The 22,351-nt window shown below is 40.8% G+C and carries 22 protein-coding genes; 8 read left to right on the forward strand and 14 right to left on the reverse strand.

Annotation, left to right across the window (positions count from 1 at the left end; all coding sequences use genetic code 11):
* Positions 1 to 85: 85 nt before the first annotated feature.
* On the forward strand, positions 86 to 826 hold the full coding sequence (locus ACLOAU_RS20865) for a proteasome-type protease (protein ID WP_427863838.1): 741 nt from the start codon (positions 86 to 88) through the stop codon (positions 824 to 826).
* Between the two features lie 148 nt (positions 827 to 974).
* A complete protein-coding gene (locus ACLOAU_RS20870; protein WP_427863839.1) occupies positions 975 to 1,814 on the forward strand; it encodes a transglutaminase-like domain-containing protein in 840 nt (279 codons plus the stop codon).
* Between the two features lie 567 nt (positions 1,815 to 2,381).
* Here ACLOAU_RS20870 and ACLOAU_RS20875 read toward each other — a convergent pair.
* Positions 2,382 to 2,873 (reverse strand): TlpA family protein disulfide reductase, encoded by a 492-nt coding sequence (locus ACLOAU_RS20875; RefSeq protein ID WP_427863840.1) that lies wholly within the window; start codon positions 2,871 to 2,873, stop codon positions 2,382 to 2,384.
* Between the two features lie 126 nt (positions 2,874 to 2,999).
* Between ACLOAU_RS20875 and ACLOAU_RS20880 the strand changes: the two genes are divergently transcribed.
* Both ACLOAU_RS20880 and ACLOAU_RS20885 read left to right on the forward strand, forming a co-directional pair.
* Positions 3,000 to 3,359, forward strand: a complete 360-nt coding sequence (locus ACLOAU_RS20880) for a BlaI/MecI/CopY family transcriptional regulator (protein ID WP_427863841.1) — start codon at positions 3,000 to 3,002, stop codon at positions 3,357 to 3,359.
* Positions 3,360 to 3,402: 43 nt separating this feature from the next.
* Positions 3,403 to 5,496 (forward strand): M56 family metallopeptidase, encoded by a 2,094-nt coding sequence (locus ACLOAU_RS20885; protein ID WP_427863842.1) that lies wholly within the window; start codon positions 3,403 to 3,405, stop codon positions 5,494 to 5,496.
* Between the two features lie 51 nt (positions 5,497 to 5,547).
* Here the strand turns inward: ACLOAU_RS20885 and ACLOAU_RS20890 are convergent, their stop codons facing one another.
* The 5 genes from ACLOAU_RS20890 to ACLOAU_RS20910 form a co-directional block, all read right to left on the reverse strand.
* The gene (locus ACLOAU_RS20890; protein ID WP_427863843.1) at positions 5,548 to 5,991 is read right to left on the reverse strand and encodes a cytochrome d ubiquinol oxidase subunit II; all 444 of its coding nucleotides are present in this window, start codon (positions 5,989 to 5,991) and stop codon (positions 5,548 to 5,550) included.
* Between the two features lie 91 nt (positions 5,992 to 6,082).
* Positions 6,083 to 6,619: a hypoxanthine phosphoribosyltransferase gene (gene hpt, locus ACLOAU_RS20895; RefSeq protein ID WP_427863844.1), complete on the reverse strand. Its 537-nt coding sequence runs from the start codon at positions 6,617 to 6,619 to the stop codon at positions 6,083 to 6,085.
* Positions 6,620 to 6,628: 9 nt separating this feature from the next.
* Positions 6,629 to 7,624 (reverse strand): glucosaminidase domain-containing protein, encoded by a 996-nt coding sequence (locus ACLOAU_RS20900; RefSeq protein WP_427863845.1) that lies wholly within the window; start codon positions 7,622 to 7,624, stop codon positions 6,629 to 6,631.
* A 7-nt stretch (positions 7,625 to 7,631) separates the two neighbouring features.
* Positions 7,632 to 8,264, reverse strand: coding sequence for an O-methyltransferase (locus ACLOAU_RS20905; protein ID WP_427863846.1), 633 nt, complete (start codon positions 8,262 to 8,264; stop codon positions 7,632 to 7,634).
* A 64-nt stretch (positions 8,265 to 8,328) separates the two neighbouring features.
* Positions 8,329 to 9,804, reverse strand: a complete 1,476-nt coding sequence (locus tag ACLOAU_RS20910; protein WP_427863847.1) for a sodium:solute symporter — start codon at positions 9,802 to 9,804, stop codon at positions 8,329 to 8,331.
* 140 nt (positions 9,805 to 9,944) lie between these two features.
* Here ACLOAU_RS20910 and ACLOAU_RS20915 point away from each other — a divergent pair, with 140 nt between their 5' ends.
* From ACLOAU_RS20915 to ACLOAU_RS20930, 4 genes are all read left to right on the forward strand, one after another.
* Positions 9,945 to 10,490, forward strand: a complete 546-nt coding sequence (locus ACLOAU_RS20915) for an LOG family protein (protein WP_427863848.1) — start codon at positions 9,945 to 9,947, stop codon at positions 10,488 to 10,490.
* Between the two features lie 52 nt (positions 10,491 to 10,542).
* Complete coding sequence (locus tag ACLOAU_RS20920; protein ID WP_427863849.1) at positions 10,543 to 13,014, forward strand: PIG-L family deacetylase; 2,472 nt, start codon at positions 10,543 to 10,545, stop codon at positions 13,012 to 13,014.
* Between the two features lie 218 nt (positions 13,015 to 13,232).
* Entirely contained in the window at positions 13,233 to 13,409 is a 177-nt protein-coding gene (locus ACLOAU_RS20925; protein ID WP_427863850.1) for a hypothetical protein, read from the forward strand.
* Between the two features lie 124 nt (positions 13,410 to 13,533).
* Positions 13,534 to 15,237 (forward strand): sodium:solute symporter family protein, encoded by a 1,704-nt coding sequence (locus tag ACLOAU_RS20930; protein ID WP_427863851.1) that lies wholly within the window; start codon positions 13,534 to 13,536, stop codon positions 15,235 to 15,237.
* On the opposite strand, the gene ACLOAU_RS20935 is transcribed toward ACLOAU_RS20930, so the two are convergent.
* The 8 genes from ACLOAU_RS20935 to ACLOAU_RS20970 all read right to left on the reverse strand — a co-directional run bounded on the left by ACLOAU_RS20935 (position 15,223) and on the right by ACLOAU_RS20970 (position 22,315).
* Positions 15,223 to 15,930, reverse strand: a complete 708-nt coding sequence (locus ACLOAU_RS20935; RefSeq protein ID WP_427863852.1) for a M15 family metallopeptidase — start codon at positions 15,928 to 15,930, stop codon at positions 15,223 to 15,225. The genes ACLOAU_RS20930 and ACLOAU_RS20935 overlap by 15 nt on opposite strands.
* Positions 15,931 to 15,935: 5 nt before the next feature.
* On the reverse strand, positions 15,936 to 16,331 hold the full coding sequence (locus tag ACLOAU_RS20940; protein WP_427863853.1) for a cupin domain-containing protein: 396 nt from the start codon (positions 16,329 to 16,331) through the stop codon (positions 15,936 to 15,938).
* Between the two features lie 48 nt (positions 16,332 to 16,379).
* The gene (locus ACLOAU_RS20945; protein WP_427863854.1) at positions 16,380 to 16,751 is read right to left on the reverse strand and encodes a co-chaperone GroES; all 372 of its coding nucleotides are present in this window, start codon (positions 16,749 to 16,751) and stop codon (positions 16,380 to 16,382) included.
* Positions 16,752 to 16,865: 114 nt separating this feature from the next.
* A complete protein-coding gene (locus tag ACLOAU_RS20950; RefSeq protein ID WP_427863855.1) occupies positions 16,866 to 18,551 on the reverse strand; it encodes a M56 family metallopeptidase in 1,686 nt (561 codons plus the stop codon).
* A gap of 3 nt (positions 18,552 to 18,554) precedes the next feature.
* A complete protein-coding gene (locus tag ACLOAU_RS20955; RefSeq protein WP_427863856.1) occupies positions 18,555 to 18,938 on the reverse strand; it encodes a BlaI/MecI/CopY family transcriptional regulator in 384 nt (127 codons plus the stop codon).
* A 106-nt stretch (positions 18,939 to 19,044) separates the two neighbouring features.
* Complete coding sequence (locus ACLOAU_RS20960) at positions 19,045 to 19,911, reverse strand: transglutaminase family protein (protein ID WP_427863857.1); 867 nt, start codon at positions 19,909 to 19,911, stop codon at positions 19,045 to 19,047.
* 63 nt (positions 19,912 to 19,974) lie between these two features.
* Complete coding sequence (locus ACLOAU_RS20965) at positions 19,975 to 20,697, reverse strand: YebC/PmpR family DNA-binding transcriptional regulator (protein WP_427863858.1); 723 nt, start codon at positions 20,695 to 20,697, stop codon at positions 19,975 to 19,977.
* Between the two features lie 100 nt (positions 20,698 to 20,797).
* Positions 20,798 to 22,315: an amino acid permease gene (locus ACLOAU_RS20970; protein ID WP_427863859.1), complete on the reverse strand. Its 1,518-nt coding sequence runs from the start codon at positions 22,313 to 22,315 to the stop codon at positions 20,798 to 20,800.
* Between the last annotated feature and the right edge of the window lie 36 nt (positions 22,316 to 22,351).

Below are 22,351 nucleotides of genomic sequence, written 5' to 3' on the forward strand. Positions count from 1 at the left end.
TGATGGGAGAATTTAGAGAACTGATACCGGCTAGGTTATTAACAGCCCATAAAAAATCAGTACTTTTAATTTTTTAGAGAAGACTATGACTTATTGCTTAGGAATTAAATTAAAAGACGGGTTGGTTGGTATTTCAGATACGCGCATATCTGCAGGTACAAATGTTACCACCCGGAAAAAAGTATCGGTTCATGAGGATGGCAGCAGTTCACTTTTTATAATGACCAGTGGCTTAAGGTCGGTAAGAGATAAAGCGATTACCTATTTCCAGGAGCTGGTAGCTGATGGCATTCCGTATAATAAATTATTCGAAGCAGTAAATGCTTTTGGTGAGCAGATCAAAAGAGTAGCCAGGGAAGACGAGGCCGAATTGGCTGCCTCCGGTTATAAATTTAACCTGAATGCTATTGTTGGCGGACAATTAAAAGATGATAAAGAGCATAAGTTATTTTTACTGTATAGTGAAGGCAACTGGATAGAGATGGCAATGGGCTCTCAATATGCCATCATTGGTAATAGTGGGCAGGGTAAAGCTATTTTAAACCGGGTGTTGGATGAGCAAACTACCATTAAACAGGCACTCAAAGCCGGTTTCTTGTCTTTTGACTCTACACGCGTTAGTTCTAATGATGTGGATTTTCCGATCGATGTGGTCATTTACGAAAAAGACCAATTCAATATTATTGAGAACCGGTATGAGTATGATGAATTAAAACCTGTAGCCGACGCATGGGCTCAGAAATTACACGAAGCGCTGGATGAAGTACCTGATGCGTGGATGGAGAAAGCTTTCGAGCAAAACAAAACTGAAGAGGGCCGGGTTTGACGGAAACAGAAGAATGATTTCAGGAATAAATGAGCCTTCTTTATGGCTAACTTATTGAACCAGGACTGCACCAATTGTTGAGGTGCAGGGAATATAGCTTTCTAAACAAATATAAAACGCCCGGTTGGGCTCAATAATACTATACTGTATGAAGTTTAAGATTTCAAGCGGGTTGTCGTATCGGGTAAAAACAGATACGACTTTTTTCTTCAATATCCAGGCCGCGCAAACGGAGGCTCAAACGGTTACAGAAGAGCAGATCATTACTACTCCGGGCAAAATAAAGGTAGAATCTTTTGATCTGGGTATCAGGAAGGCAAGGTTTTTACGGGTACAGGTTCCGAGGACAGATTACTTTGAAATTACTTATAGTGCAACAGCTGAACTCAAATTGAAGCCTGTGCGTTTGAAACAACAGGAATTGCATTTAGGGGAAATTCCACCCAATGCCATATCCTACCTCTTTCCCAGCCGCTATTGCCAGGTAGATCGGTTGTACAAATTTGCTGAAATGGAATTTGGCCGCATAAAAACTACTTACGGAAAAGTACAGGCCATCAGCAACTGGATACATAAGCATGTGCATTACGTAAGTGGTAGCACCAATGCCAGCACTTCATCTATTGAAACGATTACACAAAGGGAAGGTGTTTGCCGTGATTTTGCGCATATGGGTATTGCTTTATGCCGGGCCATATCAATACCTGCCCGGTATTTTGCCTGCTATGCTTATCAATTAAATCCGCCCGATTTTCATGCCTGCTTTGAGGCGTATATAGATGGCAAATGGATACTATTCGACGCTACTCGTATGGTACCTCAACACGGATTAATTAAAATAGCTCACGGTTATGACGCAGCGGATACGTCTTTTGCTAATATCTACGGGGAGGCAGATGCCTTGAATGTAGCAGTAAGCTGCGAAGCACTTGATAAACGTGGGTTTGACAAGCAGGCCGATAAGCTAAAGCTAGTGAGTTATGGATGAGGGGAATAGTGAGTAGAGAATAGTGAATGGGATAGCGATAACAGGAAAACGGGTAGTGTATTAATGTGCCGACCCGCTCACACTTTTTACCTATCATAGAATCTAATTAAAAATTAAATGCGAAAGACATGGGCGGTATTAAACTGTGTATTTGTTGAGAATATGCATTGTAGTTTTGCGGCCCTGATTCTTGGTTCATTAACGAATACATAACAAGGTTTGGGCTTGTCAAAAGCAAACTGTAGCATTTTTGTCTTTTCCTGAATGAACGCTACAAATTTGTAGCAAACCTCAATGTAGCATTTTTAGCCTGCTACAAATGAAAATGCTACAAAATGAACATGGCAGGGAACACTGAAATTATTTTGCCTCCATTTTAACTTGCACATTTTTCAGGATATCGCAGAATACCGATGATATATGGAAAAATGATATAGGCATTGTTAAAATGTTTCTAAACTATTTCTTTGGGATAGGAATAGCTAATGCCTAATGGGATTTTCTGAAGGGTATCCCAATTATCGGCTACGCGATTTTAATAAAATATCTTTAAACAGTTCTTAATATTTACCTGCCAAAAGCTTTTAAAATACCGGGTATGCCCAGCCCACCCTCAAATGTTGAGATCAGTTTTTTGTTTTTATCGTAAAAAGCCAGGTAGGGCAGGTTTTTCATTTCATAATAAGGAGGCATTACATAGGCAATATCGCGGCCTACAGTAATGCCGTAATTCGCCAGTTTATACTTGTTGGCAAAATTTTTCATGTCTTTAAAAGGCTGGGTAGTGGCCATTACTATTTGTATGCCTTTAAACTTCTGTATATTTTTTATTATCTGTTCTGTCTCGTGTTGGCAATGGTCGCAATCGGGGCTGAAAAAGATGAGCAGCAAGGGTTTGTCTTTTTGCAATTTAGCTTTTAAGTTCCATTTGGTAACACTGTCTGTTAACAATAATACGGACGGCGGAGGGGTTCTCTGTTTCAGATACAAAGGAGTTTCCTGCGCAGAAGCTGAACAAAACATTGCTATTGAAAGCATTAACATAACCAGGTACTTCATAATAGAAAAGGATTTTAAGCTGATAAAGGTAATACATTGATGCAAACCGCAATAATTTGGATGCATCAGGAATATTTTTTTGGTTAACCTACGAAAATGTCGTAGATTAGTATTAAAATCGTAAAAATGATAAAGCTTACACCCCAGGAAGAACAGTTGATGATTGCTATTTGGAAAGTAGGCGAGGGACATGTAAAAGGGTATATGGAACATATGCCCAATCCTGGTCCTTACACAACTGTAGCATCAACTATTAAAAATCTAGAAAAGAAAGAGTATATATCCGGACGCCTTTTTGGAAATACTTATGTATATAAGCCCCTGGTTTCGGAAGAAGAGTACAAGAAAAAGTTTATGGGCAGTGTGGTAAAGGATTACTTCAGCAACTCTTATAAGGAGCTGGTTAATTTTTTCGTAGATCAGAAAAAGCTTTCTGCCCAGGAGCTGAAGGAAATTGTGAAGATGATCGAAGGTGGAAAAAAATAGATATACAGGTGGCCTCTTTTATAAAATAAATAAATAGCTAGTAATGCCATTATTGATTGATTATATCCTCAAATTAAACATTTGCCTTGCAGTAGTGTACCTGTTTTACCAGCTATTCCTGCGGCGGCTTACATTTTATAACTGGAACCGCTGGTATCTTTTAGGTTATACAGTTTTGAGCTTTATAATTCCGCTGATAGACATTATGCCTTCACTTGAAAAACGTGCTTTACAGCAAAACCTGATGGTGCAGTGGATACCGGCAATCAGCTTTGCTGCACCCGGCGAGCGTAATTTTTTTGAAACACTTACCTACTGGGACTGGGCCGTTGCCATATTAATATTGGGCTCGCTTGTATTGTTGGTAAGATTCCTGATCCGGTTTTATTCTTTCAAAAAAATGAAAGCTAAAGCACAATTGATATCAGGGCAGGATACTATGATTTACCAGCTGGATGAACCCATAACTCCATTCTCTTTTGGAAATGCTATATTCATCAATACTGAACTGCATTCAGGTGAAGAACTGGAAGAGATTATACGCCACGAGTTTGTGCATGTAAAGCAAAGACATACCATCGATATTATGTGGTGTGAAATGCTATGTATGTTAAATTGGTTTAATCCTTTTATATGGTTGCTGCGCCATAATGTGAAGCAGAACCTGGAGTTTATAGCGGATAATAAAGTGTTACAAAGCGGGCTCGACCGGAAGGAATACCAGTACTTATTATTAAAAGTAATGGGCAACCGGCAATTTGCATTTACCAATCATTTTAATTTCTCATCACTCAAAAAACGCATTGCTATGATGAATACCATTAAAAGTGCTAAAGTACAGCTGATAAAATTCGTGTTCTTGTTGCCGGTAGTTGCCGTGTTATTGCTCAGCTTCAGGAAGGAAATTAAAGCATACCAGGAACAGCTAACGATTGATGCTGTTCACAATAACCAGGCAGAACTGAAAAACATTGCCTTTGCAAACAGCCATGAGACGGATGTTGTGTTTGCAAAGGACACATTACCCGCCACAGTAGCAGAGAAAACTCCGGCGATAAAAATCAGAAATCATATCAGTTTATCGAACCCGGAAAAGAAGCCATTGATTATAGTGGATGGAGATCGGAAAGATAAGAATTATGATCTGGATGTAATTAGTCCGAATGATATTGAAAGTATTAATGTATTGAAAGATGCGTCCGCGATTGCTCAATTTGGAGAAGGCGCTGAGAACGGTGTGATAAGTATCACTACCAAGGGGAGTTCAGCTAAATCACCTGTAATTAGGTTAAGGGGAGTACAGGCTGGTGAGAATCCTTTGTATGTGGTAGATGGGCTACGATTAGAAGGTAAAACACTGGAAAATATTAATCCTAACGATATCGAAAACGTCACAGTCTTAAAAAATGCCTCTGCAAAATCAATTTATGGTGAGGGCGCAGAACATGGAGTAATATTGGTAACCACAAAAAAACATAAGGAAGATAACCTGGTACTCACGTCTGAATCGGGGAAGATAAAAGTGAGCAACGGGAAGTCGGAGATTCTTTCTGATAAAATAACCCTTTCTGAAGGAGGGACCCAATTCTTTGCTGATGAAATAATGATGAGAAAAACTGATGATGTTAAAAACCGTAATCTAAATGAAGTTGCTGTTGTAGGTTATCGTACTAAAACGGCTACTGAAACTTCTTTAAAAGGTAAAGTCGAAGGTGTACAAATCCGGTCTGCTAACACCAGGTCCAATCCCGAAGAGGTTACGGTAGTTGGTTATGGCACTAAATCCGTTGCAGGATCATCATTGAAGGGAGAAGTAAAAGGTGTAAGAATTCAGCCTGCAAAGCGGTCATCAAATTTGGAAGCCGTTACGGTAACGGGGTATCCCAGTACCCGCCGTTTTAAAACAGAAGCAGTAGTAACATATAAGCCAGATCAGGCCGGTACTCATCCCGGGGTCCTGGCAAATCCACCGGCAAGTGCTCACTATGTATTAAATGGCCAATCTGTTTCAGTAAAGAAAATCAAAAATCTGGATGGAGCGAATGTGAAATCGATCGATGTATTAAAAGGTGATGAAGCAAAAAAATACTATGGTTCTAAGGCCAGCGAGGGCGCTATTATTATAACAACGAAGTAGCTTCCCATACAAAGAAATAAGCAATGCGTGGCCTTCTAGCCGCGCATTTTGTTATAAAATTGTTTCGGTGTCATTTACCATTATTTTCTTTTTCTCGGTGAGCGCAAAAAACAGGCTGATGATGCCAAATCCGATCCAGTATAAGTAAACACCCACATGAAAACGCTCGCCCAGCCAGCGATGGGCAAGATCCGTTCTGAAATCGCTGAAAGTAAAGTATAAACCTGTCAGGAAGATCAAAAAACAGGCAATCAATACTATTTTTCTTTTAAGCCCGTTCGTAGATCGGTCTATAAAATATAATATAGCGCCAACGACCAACATAAGCGCCAGGCAAACTAATGAAGACTGCCACCAGCTTTGAAAAAAAGAAAACTGTTTATAGAAAAAGCTGATACCTATTTTTCCTACCAGGGATACGCCGGCTGTCAGGTTACCCGATAATAATGATAAAAAAATTAAAATAAAAAAGAGTAAAAGGTAATTGCGCTTCATATTGCAATTTACAATTATTGTGTTATGGAATAATGGAGCTATTCAGGCAACATTATAAGAAAACAACGCTGAAGTGGGTAGTGAATATGAATTAGTCTGCCAACTGGTAGATCTCTTTATAATTTCTGCCTAGTCCATCATAATCGAGACCATAACCTACAACAAATTTATTAGGGATCACAAAACCTGTATAGTCTATAGGTACTTCGTATTGTGTCATTTCTGCCTTATGCAGGAGTGTGACAATTTTTAGTGACGCAGGTTGCTGGTGTTGTAACTGGGGTAAAAAATGATGCAGGGTTTTGCCCGTGTCAATAATATCTTCCAGTATCACCACATGTCTGTTGTGAAGGTCAGTATCAAGTCCGATTGCGGTAGTGACACTTCCTGTTGAATTGAGGCCTTTATAAGAAGCTAGTTTAATAAAGCTCACTTCGCTGTCAACCGTCAGGTGTTTAAAAATGTCGGCAGCAAACATAAACGAGCCATTCAATATCGCTATAAAAACTACCTTTTTACCCTCAAAGTCTTTATTGATATAATCGGCCAGTTCTTTAATGCGGCTTTGTAGCTGGTCTTCACTTAAATAGGTAGTAAAAGTTTTATCGTGAACCTTTATGGTATGCATATCAAGCCATTAATTTTTAGCAACAGAAGCAAAATCGTCACGCAGCTTTAACCTGGTACCTGCCGCGGGAGTATCATACTTACCCAGGTTATTCAACTTTAGAAGTGATTCCAGGCGTATGCCTTCTGCCTGGGCAATATCATATATGTTTTCTCCGGCCAATACTTCGTGATAGGCTTTTTCACAAACCGTTCTTTTCAATTGCAGGAAAACCAATGTAGCTTTTTGTACTTTTTCTGCTGTAGTGCCGAAATCGTTCATGGCATGTAGCCTGTCTACCGGAATATTATACTTGTTTGCAACTTCGGTAAGAGAAGCACCCGCATTCAAAATCACTACTTTTGTATTGTTGATGAGGAATTCTCCTTCAGGGTAAGCACTTTTTACGGGTTGAGCAGGAGCAACCGTTACAGCCACGGCGTGGGTAGGTACTGCTTCTCCACTGATCTTTGCGACATAGGTTTTTACATCTTCATTCCATTCGGCTTTTCCTAAACCCATTAGGGTGTATTCAGCAAGGTTGTATTTTTCAATGATGCCTATCAATAACTGGGGATATTTAGGATTAGTGGCGTAACCTGCTTTTTTCAGGCCATTAGCCCAGCCTGCATAGTCGGTAGGATCAAGCTCAAATAAACCGGCATAGCGGGAACGACCCTTTAGAAAATCAGAATGATCTTTATAAGATTGGCCGGCGTCTTCATACTTCATAAAACGTTCCTGCGGCCTGTCGTCATCATGTAAAACGTAGGGGCCATCGTATCCTTGCTTGCATTTGATGCCAAAGTGATTATTGGATTTTATCACCAGTGGACTTTGGCCCGACATGGTTTCTAATACACCCTGTGCCAGCTTTATTGCGGCAGGCACGCCCGTACGCTGCATTTCGGTAACAGCAATACCACAGTAGGTTTTAATATATTGAAGCGTTGTTTCGTTTGTTTGTGCTTTGGTAAAGAGGATGGTGCACATGAGTAAAAATGTGCCACAAATTTTTTTAATCATTACTAAACTAAGTTTTTCGTATTAAATAAAGCCCGTCCCTGATGGTCAGAACCACCTTTTCTATGTCCGTTCTTTGGTTAATAAACTGATTGAACTCCTTAATAGCTTTGGCGCTTTTGCCTTTGGCATTTTCTTTTAATGCCTCGCCATGGAAAAAAATATTATCTGCTAAGATAAAACCATTTTTTTTAACGCGCGGAAAAACCAGCTCAAAATAATTGATATAGCCGGGTTTATCTGCGTCAATAAAAACAAGGTCCCAGTTTTCTTCTAATTGGGGTATGATTTCCAATGCATTACCAGTATGTAGCCTTATGTTGTTCCTGTATATCGATTTTTCAAAAAAATCTCTGGCGATAGCTGCTGTAGGCTCTCTGAATTCAATCGTATGCAGTATGCCGCCAGGTTGTAAACCCGCAGCCAGGCAAATGGCGCTGTAGCCTGTAAATGTGCCTATTTCTAAAATGCGCTCCGGTTGGATCATCCGGCTGATCATTTTAAGCAGCTGCCCCTGTACATGGCCGCTCAACATATGCGGCTCTGCATGATTTTTTTGGGTAAACTCGTTGATTTCTGCCAGCAATGCATCTTCAGCAGTACTGTACGCATCTGCAAACTGATTTAGCTGTTCAAAGTCCATAGTATTCTATTGTTTTCGGATAATGTGATGCAATAACCATGTGTTATCTGTTATTTCACAGCTATTAATGCACACTATCCTGCTCCAGTTCGGCTGCACTCACTTTTTTAGAAATGATAAATAACCCGATAAAAGTGAAGAATGCATTCAGTATGATCAGCTCCAAACCTATCTTGAAATTGCCAAAAATGGCTTCCTGGTTTTCATCGATGAGAAAGCACAGGATGGGAGCTATAAAACATACAAAGGGCACCAGTTTGTCGTTAGGTCTGCGCTTTACAAAAATACCAAATGCAAATAAGCCCAGTAGGGGACCGTATGTATAACCAGCCAGCCGCAGGATAATATCGATCATACTTTTACTGTCGATCCATTTAAAGATCAATACCAACAGTAAAAAAGCTGCAGCTACGATGAGGTGAACGGTTTGCCTGAAACGTTTTTTGGCCTTATCATCCATATCTGAGCGCCTGTTGAGGCCGGCAATGTCAATACAGAAGGAAGAAGTGAGCGCGGTCATGGCACCATCTGCACTTGGGAAAAGAGCAGATATCAGCGCTACAATAAAAATAATGGAAATAGCAGGCGGCATGTGTTGTACCGCTACGGTTGGAAACAGCGCATCTCCTGAAGCAGTAATATTTTCCTGTGCAGCAAATAAATGCAGTAAACCACCTAAATACAGGAAAAGCCCTATTACCACCACCATTATGAAAGCCAGTGAAACCATGTTTTTTTGAGAATCTTTAAGCTTGTTAACTGAAATGCTTTTTTGCATCATTTCCTGGTCAATACCTGTCATGCTGAGCGTAATAAAGGCGCCGGCCAATATTTGTTTAATAAAGTACGACTTGGAATCAACATCTGTATTAAAAATTTTGGAAAGGCTGGCGCTGCGCATCGCATCCAGGCTTTCTGTAATGTTCAGGTTCATATGCTGCAACAGGTAGATCGTACAAATGATCAAACCAGCCAACATACCCGTTGTTTGCAGAGTGTCTGTCCAAACGATCGTTTTTACACCTCCTTCGAAAGTATATAAAATGATCATAAAAAGGATGATGAGGGTAGATACCCAAAACGGAATACCGAAACTATCTAATATAGTAGCCTGTAAAATATTCACTACCAGGTATAACCTGGCCGTAGCACCCACCAAACGACTGATAATAAAAAACCAGGCGCCGGTTTTGTAAGAGAGCATCCCCATCCGGGTTTTCAGGTAACCATAGATAGATGTAAGCTTTAACCGGTAATAAAGCGGAAGCAGTATAAAGGCGATAGATAAATAGCCGATCATGTAACCAATAACGATCTGCATATAGCCAAACTGGCTGGCGCCCACAGCGCCCGGCACACTTACAAAGGTTACCCCACTTAAAGATGTGCCAATCATTCCAAATGCCACCAGCATCCAGTTGCTGCTTCTGTTACCGATAAAAAAAGATTCATTGTTGCTATTCTTACTGGTTTTCCAGGCAACTAAAAGTAGTAACAGGAAATAAGCAATTACAATGGAGAATAAAAAACCTGCAGACATATTATTTTTTTATGAATGATTTTGCTTTGGCAATTTAATTTTTGAAGATATGGAAATTTCTTTTGTGATTTGTATTATAGTTGCCGGGTAAAAGTGGCGCTTAATTAAATCATGATCTTTATAAACGAAAACTTTATTATATGTTGATCAGATCGCTGGCCGTTTTTTGCGGCTCCAAAGATGGAAATGATGAACTTTTTACTACAGAGGCCCGAAGCCTGGGCACCTGGATGGCTTCCAGGAGCATAAGACTGGTGTATGGAGGAGGTAATGTAGGATTAATGGGGGCCGTAGCCAACGCTGTAATGGACAACGGAGGGTCGGTAGTAGGTGTGATACCGGAAATACTGGATGCAAGAGAGCGTTCGCATAAAACCATTACTGAACTGCTGGTGGTGGGAGATATGCATGTCCGCAAAAGAAAGATGTATGAACTGTGCGATGCCGCTGTTATTTTACCTGGTGGTTATGGTACTTTGGATGAATTGTTTGAAATGATCACCTGGAACAATCTTTCCATTCATGACAAGAATATTTACATTATCAATCTCAACGGGTTTTACGACCACCTGTTGGCTCATATAGAAACCATGTTGCACAGTGGTTTTTTGTATGAGAATCCGATGCACCGTATAACAGTAGTACCAAGTGTTGCAGAATTAGTACTACAGCCAGAATTTGGCTAATACAATATAATACAGGCTTTTCCCATTCGGCCTTTTCCGCTATTTTCGTAGGATGAAGAATCGGATTGTCAGTTGTATTCTCTTGTTTTTTAGCATGGGCGCGATGGCCCAGTATGGTACTGCCTCACAGATTGTACAGCGTATTCAAAAATTAAAGGTATTGGGTTCGGTTTTGTACGTGGCAGCTCATCCTGATGATGAGAATACGCGCCTGATCACCTACCTGGCAAACGACCGCTTATATAGAACCGGATATCTTTCCCTGACAAGAGGTGATGGCGGCCAAAACCTGATCGGGGACGAACAGGGTATCGAACTTGGATTGATCCGCACCCAGGAGTTGTTGGCGGCCCGCAGGATCGACGGCGGAGAGCAATTTTTTTCAAGAGCCTATGATTTTGGTTTTTCCAAAAATCCGGAAGAAACCTTCCAGAAATGGAATCGGGAGAAAGTTTTGAGTGATGTGGTTTGGATGATACGTAAGTTTCAACCAGATGTGATCATTACCCGGTTCCCCGTAACAGGAGAGGGTGGACATGGTCATCATACGGCCAGTGCTATATTGGCTAACGAAGCTTTTAAGGCAGCGGCCGATCCTAATCAATTTAAAGAACAGCTGCAATATGTAAAACCCTGGCAGGCAAAAAGAATTTTGTGGAATACCTTCAATTTCGGTGGTACCAATACAACCGATCCTTCGCAATTCAATATTAATGTAGGCGGCTACAATAGCCTGTTGGGCAAAAGTTATGGAGAAATAGCAGCTGAAAGCCGCAGCCAGCACAAATCGCAGGGGTTTGGATCTGCAGCTACAAGAGGCGATAGCTACGAATATTTTAAAACTACCGGGGGGGAGGCTCCTAAAAAAGATCTTTTTGACGGTGTAGACATTAGCTGGAACCGGGTGGGGGAAAACGGGCAGGCTATCGAAAAAATGATTGCAGCTATCGAATCAAAATTCGATATAACTGCTCCTGAAAAATCAGTTGCGGAGCTGGTAGCATTATATAAGTTGCTGGGAAAGTCGGGTAACGGTTACTGGATTGAAAAGAAAAAGGCGGAGGTGCAGCAACTGATAGCGCTGTGCAGTGGTTTGTTTATAGATGCGTATAGTAACCAGGCATTTGCGGTTCAAACTGAATCGGTTACTATTAATACTGTTTTAAATAACAGGCTTGGCGCCGATGCTATTGTTAAAAGCATTACTGTTGCAGGCGCTGCGAACAATATCAATAAACCACTGGAAAAAAATAAAAATGTAAGCTTCGATACCAAAGTGGAGGTATCCCTGCAAAAGGAAATAACGCAACCCTACTGGCTGAATGATAAAAAAGAAGAAGGTCTTTTTTATGTCGCAGACCAGCAAATGATCGGGGTGCCCGATGTGGCACCAGCCTATCTGGCATCATTTACCATAAATATAGGTGGAGAGGATTTTGTATTTGAACAACCCGTTCGATATAAATATACTGATCCTGTAAAAGGAGAGATTTATCAGCCGTTGATAGTAATTCCTCCGGCTACCATTACGGCGTCACCTAACCTGGTAGTATTCAGGGCCGACCATAAACAACAGCGCGTACAAACACAGTTGCATGCTTTTTCTAATATTAGTGGCAATATTACAGCGGGGTTAACTGGCATTGATTATTCTGGCGTTCAGAATGGTACCCAGTCTTTAGACAAAGGAAAGACAGCCTTTTACAATTTTGATGTAACCGAGAAACATGAGCCTGAAGAAATTTATACACTAACGCCGTATGCCAATAAGAAAACGGATAAGGATACTGTTGGTTACCATCTGGCATTGCGAAGTATCGATTATGATCATATTCCGGCGGTGCGGTATTTTTATCCAGACTTTATTACTGCTTTAAATATCAATTTAAAAACTGTAGGTAAAAAGATAGGTTACATACCTGGTGCGGGCGATAAAGTGGCAGTGATATTGGAGCGTATGGGTTATGATGTAACCATATTAGACAAAACAACGCTACCTGTAAGCAACCTTAGTAGCTTTGATGCAATCTTAACAGGAGTTCGTGCTTATAATACTAATGAGTGGATGAACGAGTTTTACGATGAACTGATGAATTATGTAAAAGAAGGAGGAAACCTGATCGTACAATACAATACCAGTAATAATCTGGGCACGGTAAAATCGAAGATAGGGCCTTACGATTTTAATATTACACGTAACCGGATTACTGACGAACAGGCAAAAGTGAGTATGATCGATCCGGCTCATAAGGTGTTCAATTATCCTAACAAAATAACCGGGAAGGATTTTGAGCATTGGGTACAGGAGCGTAGTATTTATCATGCCGGTGGTTGGGATAACCATTTTAAGCCATTGTTATCTATGGCAGATCCGGGTGAGCGGGCAGATGAGGGAAGCCTGATCACGGCTACTTATGGTAAAGGCACTTTTACATACACCGGATTAGTTTTTTTTAGAGAACTTCCGGCTGCTGTGCCCGGCGCTATGCGATTGCTGGCTAATTTAATTGCTTTGGGGAAGTAGGGGATATTTGACTGGTGGATAGGTTGAATGGTTGATAAGTTGAATGGTTGATAGGGTGTTTGATCTACCGTAATCATATGTTGTGGTGAGATATAGTAACCGCGTAGCGGTGAAATAATTATATACAAAATGATTACAGACGGGTGCATATAGCAACCGCGAAGCGGTGACATTTTCCTGGGGTATAATTACATAATGTCGGGGGCAAAATAGAAAAAATGGAAAAGAAAAAACCTTTTATAGATATCAGGCGTGGTGAAATGGCTTTTATTATTGCCATCGTGATTGGGTTGGTAATTGGAACGCTGATCAAAAAGGTGAGGTTTGGATTAATGCTTGGTCTTGTAATAGGCCTTGGAATTGTTTTTATGAACTCGCTGCGAACGAAACGATAATAGCTATGGAAGAACTTGATAAAAAACCACCTTTATTTAAGTTCTGGTCCACCTGGTATATTTTAGTTGTTGTGATACTTTTTTTATTGATTGTATTTTTCTACTATTTAACTAAAAAGTATTCATGACAACACTGGACTGGATCGTACTTGCCTGTACATTGTTGCTGATTATCCTGTATGGTGTATTCAGAAACCGTGGTAGTAAGGACCTGGAAGGGTATTTCCTTTCCAACAGGAGTATGCCCTGGTATGTCATTCTCTTAAGCATTATGGGCACGCAGGCCAGTGCAGTAACTTTTTTGGCAGCCCCCGGCCAGGCCTACACCGATGGGATGCGCTTTGTTCAGTATTATTTTGGTCTGCCTCTTGCTGCTATAGTCATTTGTATCTCCTTCGCGCCGGTTTTTAGCCGGCTAAAAGTATATACGGCCTACGAGTACCTGGAAAACCGGTTCGATGCTAAAACAAGAACGTTTACTTCCCTGCTTTTTTTGTTACAAAGAGGATTGTCAACTGGTATCAGCATCTTTGCCCCATCCCTTATTTTATCAGTAATTTTTGGCTGGAATATTTACCTTACCAATTTGGTAATGGGTGGACTACTTATTGTTTATACCGTTACCGGCGGCGCTAAAGCTGTAGCATATACCCAGCAATTGCAGTTCTTTATTATTATGATCGCGCTTTTTCTTGCGGGCTACTACATGGTGCACAAGCTTCCCGAAGGAATGGGCTTCACGGATGCGATTACCATAGGTGGCAAGTTGGGCAAGTTTAATATTATTACTACGGGTTTTGAAAACGGGAGCTTCGATTGGGGCGACAGGTACAATATTTTTAGTGGTATCATTGGTGGCTTCTTTTTAGCACTGTCTTACTTTGGTACCGATCAGTCCCAGGTAGGGCGCTACCTCACAGCTAAAAACTTAAAAGAAAGTAAGATGGGGCTGCTGATGAATGGTATCGTTAAAGTGCCCATGCAGTTTGGCATTTTATTGTTGGGCGTTTTGGTATTTGCTTTTTACCAGTTCCATAAAGCGCCTGCTTTTTTTAACGACTACGAGTTGAAGCGTCTCGAAAACTCTGTTCACAAAAACAGGCTTGCTGAACTGCAGGAAACTCTTCATCATATCGACGAAAAGAAAGCAGCATTGCTGGGCCAGTACCAGCAAAATAGCAGTAATAATGCCTACTTCGACGAAATGTCTCACCTGCAGGATAGCATGATGATCGTGAGAAATAGTATTAAACAATTGGTGAAAAAAAATGGTGGTAGCGATAACGACACCAATTATATCTTTTTAAAATTTGTGATCGACTACCTGCCGCAGGGACTAGTAGGGCTGATCATTGCAGTCATTTTCCTGGCCAGTTGGGGCAGCATCGCCGCTGCTGTCAATTCCCTGGCTTCCAGCACTGTTATTGATATCCACAAAAAATATTTCACTAAGGCCCGGTTGGGAGACTATACTTATTCGCAGATATACACTATTGTGTGGAGCTTGTTCTGTATAGGCGTAGCCATGTTTGTTTCTAACTGGACGAGTAGTTTAATAGAAGTCGTGAATATCTTAGGATCTCTTTTTTACGGAACCATTCTTGGGGTTTTCCTGGTGGCTTTTTATGCTAAGCAGGTTAAAGGAAATGCTGTTTTCGTTGCAGCAATCATTACAGAAGTAGTGATCATACTGCTTTTTATATTGAATGAATATGAGAAAATAAGCCTGGGCTTTCTTTGGCTGAATATGGTAGGAGCTGTGATGGTTTATGTGCTGGCAGTCCTTTTACAAAAGACGGTGTACAACAAAACATTACTTAAGGGATAGCTTTTTAAACGAAATATCCAATACATTAAATTTCAAATTACTTTGATAGGTGTAGTGCCACCACTCAGTAGACAGGGGAGCAAAGCCAAATTTCGACATGAGGGTCTTTAGTTTTTCACGATTGTATAGTACGTGTTGAGGTAATTGTTTAAAGTCATGATGTGCGGTATCTGAAAAGTTATCAAAGCCGGTTCCCATATCTAACTCTTTTCCTGATCTAAGATCAATTAATGTAAGGTCGATGGATGTACCCCGGTTATGATTACTTCCTTTGGCCGGATTGGCTACATACCGCTCGTCTTTTACCAGTTCCCAGAAGTGTTGGGTGACCGAATAGGGCCGGTAGGCATCAAAGACTTTTATACCGAGGCCTTCTTTTGTCAACTCTTGCTGTACTTTTAATAATGAATCTGCTGCAGGCTTGCGAAGAAAGGTTGCATTGGTTCCTGCGGGATACATTGGCTTTTGCATGAAGTTATCCGCAATGGCATACCTTAAGTCATAAATAATAGCGGGTATCCTACTTTTTAACTCTACCATTTCCAGGTACGGGTGTCTCCGCAGTTCTCTTTTATATTTCTGGAACGAACGTTCTATGTACAACGCATTCTGTTGTGCATTTACTGCAGGTATAGCAGAGAGTCCTATACAGAAGATGAGGCCTGAGAAATATCGACACACAAGTTGTATCATCTTGCTCACTCGGTGGTTTGGCCGTCAAAATCCTCTTCATTTTCTTCTGCTTCCTTTTTCGTGGCCCGCACAATGCTGTCTTTATGATGAGGAGGGGCGTAAATGGTGTACATTTTCAAAGAATCATGCCCAGTATTAATAACGTTATGTTTTGCACCTGAAGGAATAATAATAGCATCCCCGTCTGCTACGGAGTACCTGTTACCATCGATAATGCATGCTCCTGTACCTTGCTCAAAGCGAAAAAACTGGTCGTTTTCATTGTGTATTTCTTCACCAATTTCTTCTCCCGGTAACAAGCTCATCAACACTAGCTGCATGTGTTTGGAAGTATATAATACTTTCCTGAAATTTTCATTTTCTAAAGTGAGCTGCTCAATATTTGCATTGAATCCTTTCATGAGTATGTTTTTTTTAAATGGTGTTTAATGATAGATAGAGGTCTCGTTTTACAAATCTTCTTCCCGTTCCAGCATAAGTATGGCACTTTGTGGTACAATAAAGTATTTGTCATTTTCGTACATGATCTCGGTAGCGCCGCTCAATAAAAATATAGCCAGGTCGCCTTCTTTTGCCTGCAGCGGAACATATTTTACCTGGTCTTCTTCGGTTTTCCAGGGCTCATCATCCACCGCTACTGGTATTGCATAACCCGGTCCGGTTTTAATCACATAGCCCTGTTGTACTTTTTCCTTTTCCTGCACACCTGGCGGAAGATACAATCCACTGGCGGTGCGTTCATCAGGTTTCTGCGGTTTAATCAGTATCCGGTCACCAATAACAATTAATTTCTTAAATCTGTTTTCTGCTGTAATGCGCATAGTTTTCTTTTCTCTTCAACAAAAATAAAAATTTAAGCTAGGAGAATGGAAATAAATGTTGCGGGAACAATCGATAAGATGTTTTAAGGAGGACCTGTAAAAGCTTTGATCGTGTTATAACTCAACCACTTTTTTGCTTCTTACACTATCTATTTTTTGAATGGCTACCCTATACTGTTTGATAAGGCCTGTAACAGCAGTAATTTCTTTTTTCTGGCAAGATGAATCCTGTTCCAGCTGTTGTTTATAGCCATATAGTGCCTGGGTTACATTTTTGTATTCTTTGTAAATACTATCAACCTTAAATTCAGCGACAGCTGATGTCAGCTTCTTAACAGTGTTTTCCCAGTTAATATCCTTATAGCGCAGGCGTAAAATATCGGCTTGTTTTTCCCAATTGGCAGTTTGTAGTTTTTGTCTATAAGCCTCTTTGAGGGCTTGCTTTTCCTGTTGTGTAACGGTTTCCGCAAGCGAATTATCTATAGCGTTCCAGCTCAATTCAACAACAATTTTTTGAGTAGCTTTCAATGCTTCCTGTACATCTTTTTCTTCCTCTTCTGCTAAAACCGGCATTACCGTTTCAAAACGACTTACAAAAGTAGCCGGAGTTTTTTCTTTATCAACACACTCTACTATTTCTACTAATTGTTTTTCGTAACCGGGCTTGCTCTTATTATTATCACAGGTTGCAGGAGTTGCCTGGGTCGCTTCAGCTGTCGGTTCAGGAGCGATAACTATATTTACTGGTTCGGTTGTAGCTGGTAACGGCTCAGTGTAGGATGCAAATTGTAAGCCTGTGGCAGGCTCTGCAGTCCATGCAATTGCCCGATCGGTTTTACGATCAGAAACCGGCCGGTTTAGCAGCGAACACACCAGCATGGTAACTATTAAAGTACATAAAAAAGAAAGACTTTTTACAGAAGGATACCTTCTTTTGCCAGAGCCTAATAGGAACTCCACTCTTTCCAGGAGCGGAGAGCGTTTACCGGAAATAGGAACTGCTAAGTTGTTAGTCGCTCCTGTATTTTGCCTGGCCAGCAGCAGGAGGGTTTTGGCATACATGCAACTATCATATTCAAATTGCATAACCCAGTTGTCAGCCGATTTTTCGCGCTCCAGGTTTTGCGTCTTTGCCAATAAGCGGGCAAATGGATTAAAATAGAGAATGGTCAGGATTATTTGTGTGATCAGGTTTTGCAGGTAATCATTTCTCCTTATGTGAGCCAGCTCATGTAAAATTATAGCCTGAGTCTGCTCAATACTTAACTGGTTTACCATTGCAACCGGTAATAAGATTACAGGCCTGATAAAGCCTACTGTTAGTGGAGATGAGATAATAGTGGACGTAAATATGCTTACCTTTCTTTTAATGTTCAAATATTGAGCTGTATCCAGCATAAATATCTTTAAAGTCCCCGGAACTCTTCCTAATCCTTGCCTGCGCAATTTGTAAATACTTTTCGTTCCTATTACCAGCTTAACTATTGGCAGTATTAAAAGAACCATATAGGCAATAGCAGCATACACCATAATTGGTTGGGAGGACTGGATATTGCTGATCCATTTTACTATTCTTGATACCGAATGGTTATTTGTTAATGAAATAAAGAAAGTTGCAATGAAAGCGATAAACCCTGTAAGAAGCCCGGCAAAACTTATATTACTTAACTGCTCAGCTGATAAGCGTTTGTAAAAACGTGTATAGCCCACAATGAGCAGCCATATTAAGCCTGTTTGCCAGACGCTGTTAATAACAGCATTTCCCAAAGCAGTTAGTACCGATTGCAAGCTTGCGTTCATGGTTTACTTTTTCTTTAAGTTGTCAATCAAAGATTGTATCTGGTCCAACTCTTCTTCAGTAACCTGCTGGCTACCCAAGGCCTGCATTACGAGTTGAGTTGATGATCCGCCAAAGAGGTTGCCAATAAACTTATTCAGCAAAAACTTTTGCGTATTTTCTTTGTCTGTAGCTGCTTTGTATATGTGAGTTCTCGCTGAGTCATCTCTGTCCACCAGTCCTTTGTCATTCATGATTTGCATGAGCTTAAGGGTAGTGGTATAGCCAATATCTTTTCCGGTAACCAGTTCTTCATGAACTTCTCTCACTGTTGCCTTACCTTTTTGCCAAAGTACCTGCAATATCTCCAGTTCACTCTCTGTCGGTTTCAATGTTTTAACGTCTGCCATACACCAAAATTTTAAGCAATTTACGATTTCTTTCGTATAATTAACAAGCCTTTAAAATTTTCTGATTTTTTTTAACAAATTCCAGGGAATGGTTGGGGTGGTAGAGTTAATCCCTTAAGATTGCAATTAATTCTTCAATTTCCCTCAACATATAGGATTTGTCATCCGTTTCGTAGCACTTACCCAGGTCTTCCAGCAATTTTGCTATTACCTGTTTATTGTTTTGAGGCCTGAAATAATCGGGTATCACCGCTACGGAAAGCTTGTTAAAGTAGTTGTATAGATCATTATGGGTAAATACCTGTCCTAAAGTGGGATCAATAAAAAATTCGATATTCAGATGTAGTTTTTCAGTGTCCTTCTCTGTTTTCGATTTGAAATAAGCCAGCACAAACTGGTTGGGAATGGGTAATAACCTGATGGGGACATCCAATAATTCGGTAAGTAAGAGATACAGTACGCCGTTGCCTGTTTGGTTTCCTTTTTTGGATTCGATGATACTGGAGATCAGGAATTCGTTAGGTAAACGTGCCTCTCCAAGTGATCCTTTCAGCCCGAAGTAGTTATATAAAATGCTGGTAACAACATTTACCTGTTCAAGAGGGGTAAGGTAATTGTTTAATTCGATCCAGATATTACGCCGCAGTCTTTCAATATCCTGGATCACTTTTCCGGTATGCAAGTCAGGGTAAAGTAATTTTGCTACCAATAAGGCGCCAGGTATCAAATCATGATGTGGCGCATTACTCCACGCTATAAAATCGTTTTTAAGATTGATGAAATGGAGACGATGTATGAGCAGTTCAATACGTTCCTGCACATTATTGTCGATGGTGTTTTCCCAAAGGTTTTCGAGGCTGGCAATGATAGGTGTACCATAAGAGATAATACGATTGCTTACCGCTTCAAATACTTCGGCATCAGGGTCTTCGATCAGGGTCAATAATGCTTCAACTTCTTTATCATTATCCATTGAAACAAATATAGCAAATTAGTCGATAGACCATAGCTGATGGCCTATCGACTATCAGCCTCTTTATCCCATATTATGGAAAACTTTTTGAACGTCTTCGTCCTGCTCCAGGCGTTCGATCAGCTTACTGATGTCTTCAGCTTGTTCGTCTGTAACAGGAACGGTAGTGGAGGGTATCCATTCCAGCTCTGCACTGATAGGTGTTATGTTTTTTTCTTCCAGTGCTTTTTGCATATTGCCAAAATCAGTGAAAGCTACCCGCAAAACAATTACCTCTTTGCCTTCATCGGTAGTACTTTCTCCTAATTCTTCCAATCCAAAATCGATGAGTTCTAATTCAAGATCATCTGTATTTAAACCTTCAGGATTTAGCTTGAAAACTCCCATTTTATTAAACTGGAAAGCCACGCTGCCGCTATTACCCATGGCACCGCCACCTTTATTGAAATGAGACTTTACATTAGCTACTGTACGTACGTGGTTGTCTGTTGCAGTTTCAACCAGCAACGCAACACCATGTGGTGCATAGCCTTCGTACAAAATTTCGTCGTAGTTCACTAATTCTTTACCCTGCGCACGTTTAATGGCTGCTTCCACACGGTCTTTAGGCATACCTACGCTCCGGGCGTTCTGAAAACAACGGCGTAAAGCTGCATTCTGTGCGGGATCTGGTCCACCTGCCTTAACAGCAATAATAATTTCTTTACCTATACGGGTAAAGTTCTTAGCCATTTTATCATACCTGGCAAACATCGAGGCCTTACGAACTTCAAATATCCTTCCCATAAAAAATATAAATTGAGGCTGCAAATCTAAGCAAGCATTAATAAAAAACCGCCTCTTTTTTAAGGAGGCGGTTGCTATTAAAAAAATCAGAATGTTTCAATTAGTGCAGGCCATCTCCGGGAGGATCTTCCGGAATTACTACCTGACCCTTGGCCAGCTTGCTGTTTTTAACGCTGTAGCCAAAGTAAATAACAAAACCAACAGCCAGCCACACACCTAAGCGGGCCCAGTTTTCCCATCCAAGACCCAGGATCATAGCCAGGCAAGAAACGATTCCCAGAATAGGGAACAGGGGAACAAAAGGAGTTTTAAACTCACGTTTTAAATTGGGTTCTTTTTTTCTGAGAATAATCACCGCAGCACAAACCAATATAAACGCAAATAAAGTTCCTATGCTGGTCATATGACCTACCACATCGCCCGGTACAAATGCGGCAAACAGTCCCACTAATAAAAGAATGATGAGGTTACCCTTATAAGGTGTTTGAAATTTCGGATGCAATTTGCTGAATGAAGCAGGCAAAAGACCGTCCTTACTCATGGAATAAAATACGCGGCTTTGTCCCAAAAGCATTACCAGTATAACAGATGTAAAGCCTGCGAGGATCGCAATGGTTACCGCATCAGCTAACCATTTATAGCCAGGCATAAAATTTTGAATAGCTGCTACCACTGAAGCTTCTCCACCCTGAGTTGGGTCTCTAAAGAAAGAAACGGGTGCTAATCCTGTTAATACATGTCCGAACAATAAATATAAAGCTGTGCAAATAGCCAAAGACCCCAGGATCCCAATGGGTAAAGCTCTTTTCGGATTTTTGGTTTCCTGGGCTGCCGTACTCACAGCGTCAAAACCAATAAATGCAAAAAATACCGTTCCCGCAGCCCCCAAAATACCCATGATGCCGCCAAAATTATGAGTCACACCCTGGTGATCCACGTATTTTTCAGCAGGAGGTATATAAGGAGTATGATTCGAAGGGTTAATAAACTTCCATCCCAGGATAATTATTAATATAACGATAGTCACTTTTACAATCACAATCAGGGCGTTTACAAAAGAAGACTCGGAAGTTCCTTTGATCAATAACATACTCATTAATGTAACTATAAATAAAGCGGGAATATTCATAATGCCTCTTATACCTTCCGGTGACACCTGGAAGGGGGAATGGCACCATTCATAGGCAATAGGTTTCCAATGCAGGATGTTTACAAGCAGGTTGTTCAGATACTCGCTCCAGGCTATTCCTACGGTGGCAGCGCCTACTGCATATTCAAGTACCAGGTCCCAGCCAATTACCCATGCCAGCATTTCCCCCATAGTAGCGTAGGTAAAAGTATAAGCACTACCCGAGATTGGGATTGAAGAAGATAATTCGGCATAACAAAGACCGGCAAAAGCGCAGCCTATTGCCGCCAGAATAAAACCAAATGTTACGGATGGCCCGGCATTTTGCGCAGCGGCAGCAGCAGTACGTACGAAAAGGCCTGCGCCTATAATGGCACCAATACCTAATGCCACGAGCCCTCCGGCAGTGAGTGTACGCTTCAGGCCTTTCTCAGAGTCGGATGCTTCCGCCAGTAAAATACTAAGAGGTTTCTTTGTAAATAATCCCATAAGTGTCTACTTTGAGTGGTATATTATTTTTTGATC

It is taken from the genome of Paraniabella aurantiaca, from assembly GCF_050309965.1.
GTDB lineage: Bacteria > Bacteroidota > Bacteroidia > Chitinophagales > Chitinophagaceae > Niabella.

What these genes read in the sequence shown, in the direction of transcription:
- ACLOAU_RS20865 (WP_427863838.1), top strand. Translation starts at nt 86, where the DNA reads ATGACTTATTGCTTAGGAATTAAATTAAAAGACGGGTTGGTTGGTATT.
- ACLOAU_RS20870 (WP_427863839.1), top strand. Translation starts at nt 975, where the DNA reads ATGAAGTTTAAGATTTCAAGCGGGTTGTCGTATCGGGTAAAAACAGAT.
- ACLOAU_RS20875 (WP_427863840.1), bottom strand. Translation starts at nt 2,873, where the DNA reads ATGAAGTACCTGGTTATGTTAATGCTTTCAATAGCAATGTTTTGTTCA.
- ACLOAU_RS20880 (WP_427863841.1), top strand. Translation starts at nt 3,000, where the DNA reads ATGATAAAGCTTACACCCCAGGAAGAACAGTTGATGATTGCTATTTGG.
- ACLOAU_RS20885 (WP_427863842.1), top strand. Translation starts at nt 3,403, where the DNA reads ATGCCATTATTGATTGATTATATCCTCAAATTAAACATTTGCCTTGCA.
- ACLOAU_RS20890 (WP_427863843.1), bottom strand. Translation starts at nt 5,991, where the DNA reads ATGAAGCGCAATTACCTTTTACTCTTTTTTATTTTAATTTTTTTATCA.
- hpt (WP_427863844.1), bottom strand. Translation starts at nt 6,619, where the DNA reads ATGCATACCATAAAGGTTCACGATAAAACTTTTACTACCTATTTAAGT.
- ACLOAU_RS20900 (WP_427863845.1), bottom strand. Translation starts at nt 7,624, where the DNA reads ATGATTAAAAAAATTTGTGGCACATTTTTACTCATGTGCACCATCCTC.
- ACLOAU_RS20905 (WP_427863846.1), bottom strand. Translation starts at nt 8,264, where the DNA reads ATGGACTTTGAACAGCTAAATCAGTTTGCAGATGCGTACAGTACTGCT.
- ACLOAU_RS20910 (WP_427863847.1), bottom strand. Translation starts at nt 9,804, where the DNA reads ATGTCTGCAGGTTTTTTATTCTCCATTGTAATTGCTTATTTCCTGTTA.
- ACLOAU_RS20915 (WP_427863848.1), top strand. Translation starts at nt 9,945, where the DNA reads ATGTTGATCAGATCGCTGGCCGTTTTTTGCGGCTCCAAAGATGGAAAT.
- ACLOAU_RS20920 (WP_427863849.1), top strand. Translation starts at nt 10,543, where the DNA reads ATGAAGAATCGGATTGTCAGTTGTATTCTCTTGTTTTTTAGCATGGGC.
- ACLOAU_RS20925 (WP_427863850.1), top strand. Translation starts at nt 13,233, where the DNA reads ATGGAAAAGAAAAAACCTTTTATAGATATCAGGCGTGGTGAAATGGCT.
- ACLOAU_RS20930 (WP_427863851.1), top strand. Translation starts at nt 13,534, where the DNA reads ATGACAACACTGGACTGGATCGTACTTGCCTGTACATTGTTGCTGATT.
- ACLOAU_RS20935 (WP_427863852.1), bottom strand. Translation starts at nt 15,930, where the DNA reads ATGATACAACTTGTGTGTCGATATTTCTCAGGCCTCATCTTCTGTATA.
- ACLOAU_RS20940 (WP_427863853.1), bottom strand. Translation starts at nt 16,331, where the DNA reads ATGAAAGGATTCAATGCAAATATTGAGCAGCTCACTTTAGAAAATGAA.
- ACLOAU_RS20945 (WP_427863854.1), bottom strand. Translation starts at nt 16,751, where the DNA reads ATGCGCATTACAGCAGAAAACAGATTTAAGAAATTAATTGTTATTGGT.
- ACLOAU_RS20950 (WP_427863855.1), bottom strand. Translation starts at nt 18,551, where the DNA reads ATGAACGCAAGCTTGCAATCGGTACTAACTGCTTTGGGAAATGCTGTT.
- ACLOAU_RS20955 (WP_427863856.1), bottom strand. Translation starts at nt 18,938, where the DNA reads ATGGCAGACGTTAAAACATTGAAACCGACAGAGAGTGAACTGGAGATA.
- ACLOAU_RS20960 (WP_427863857.1), bottom strand. Translation starts at nt 19,911, where the DNA reads ATGGATAATGATAAAGAAGTTGAAGCATTATTGACCCTGATCGAAGAC.
- ACLOAU_RS20965 (WP_427863858.1), bottom strand. Translation starts at nt 20,697, where the DNA reads ATGGGAAGGATATTTGAAGTTCGTAAGGCCTCGATGTTTGCCAGGTAT.
- ACLOAU_RS20970 (WP_427863859.1), bottom strand. Translation starts at nt 22,315, where the DNA reads ATGGGATTATTTACAAAGAAACCTCTTAGTATTTTACTGGCGGAAGCA.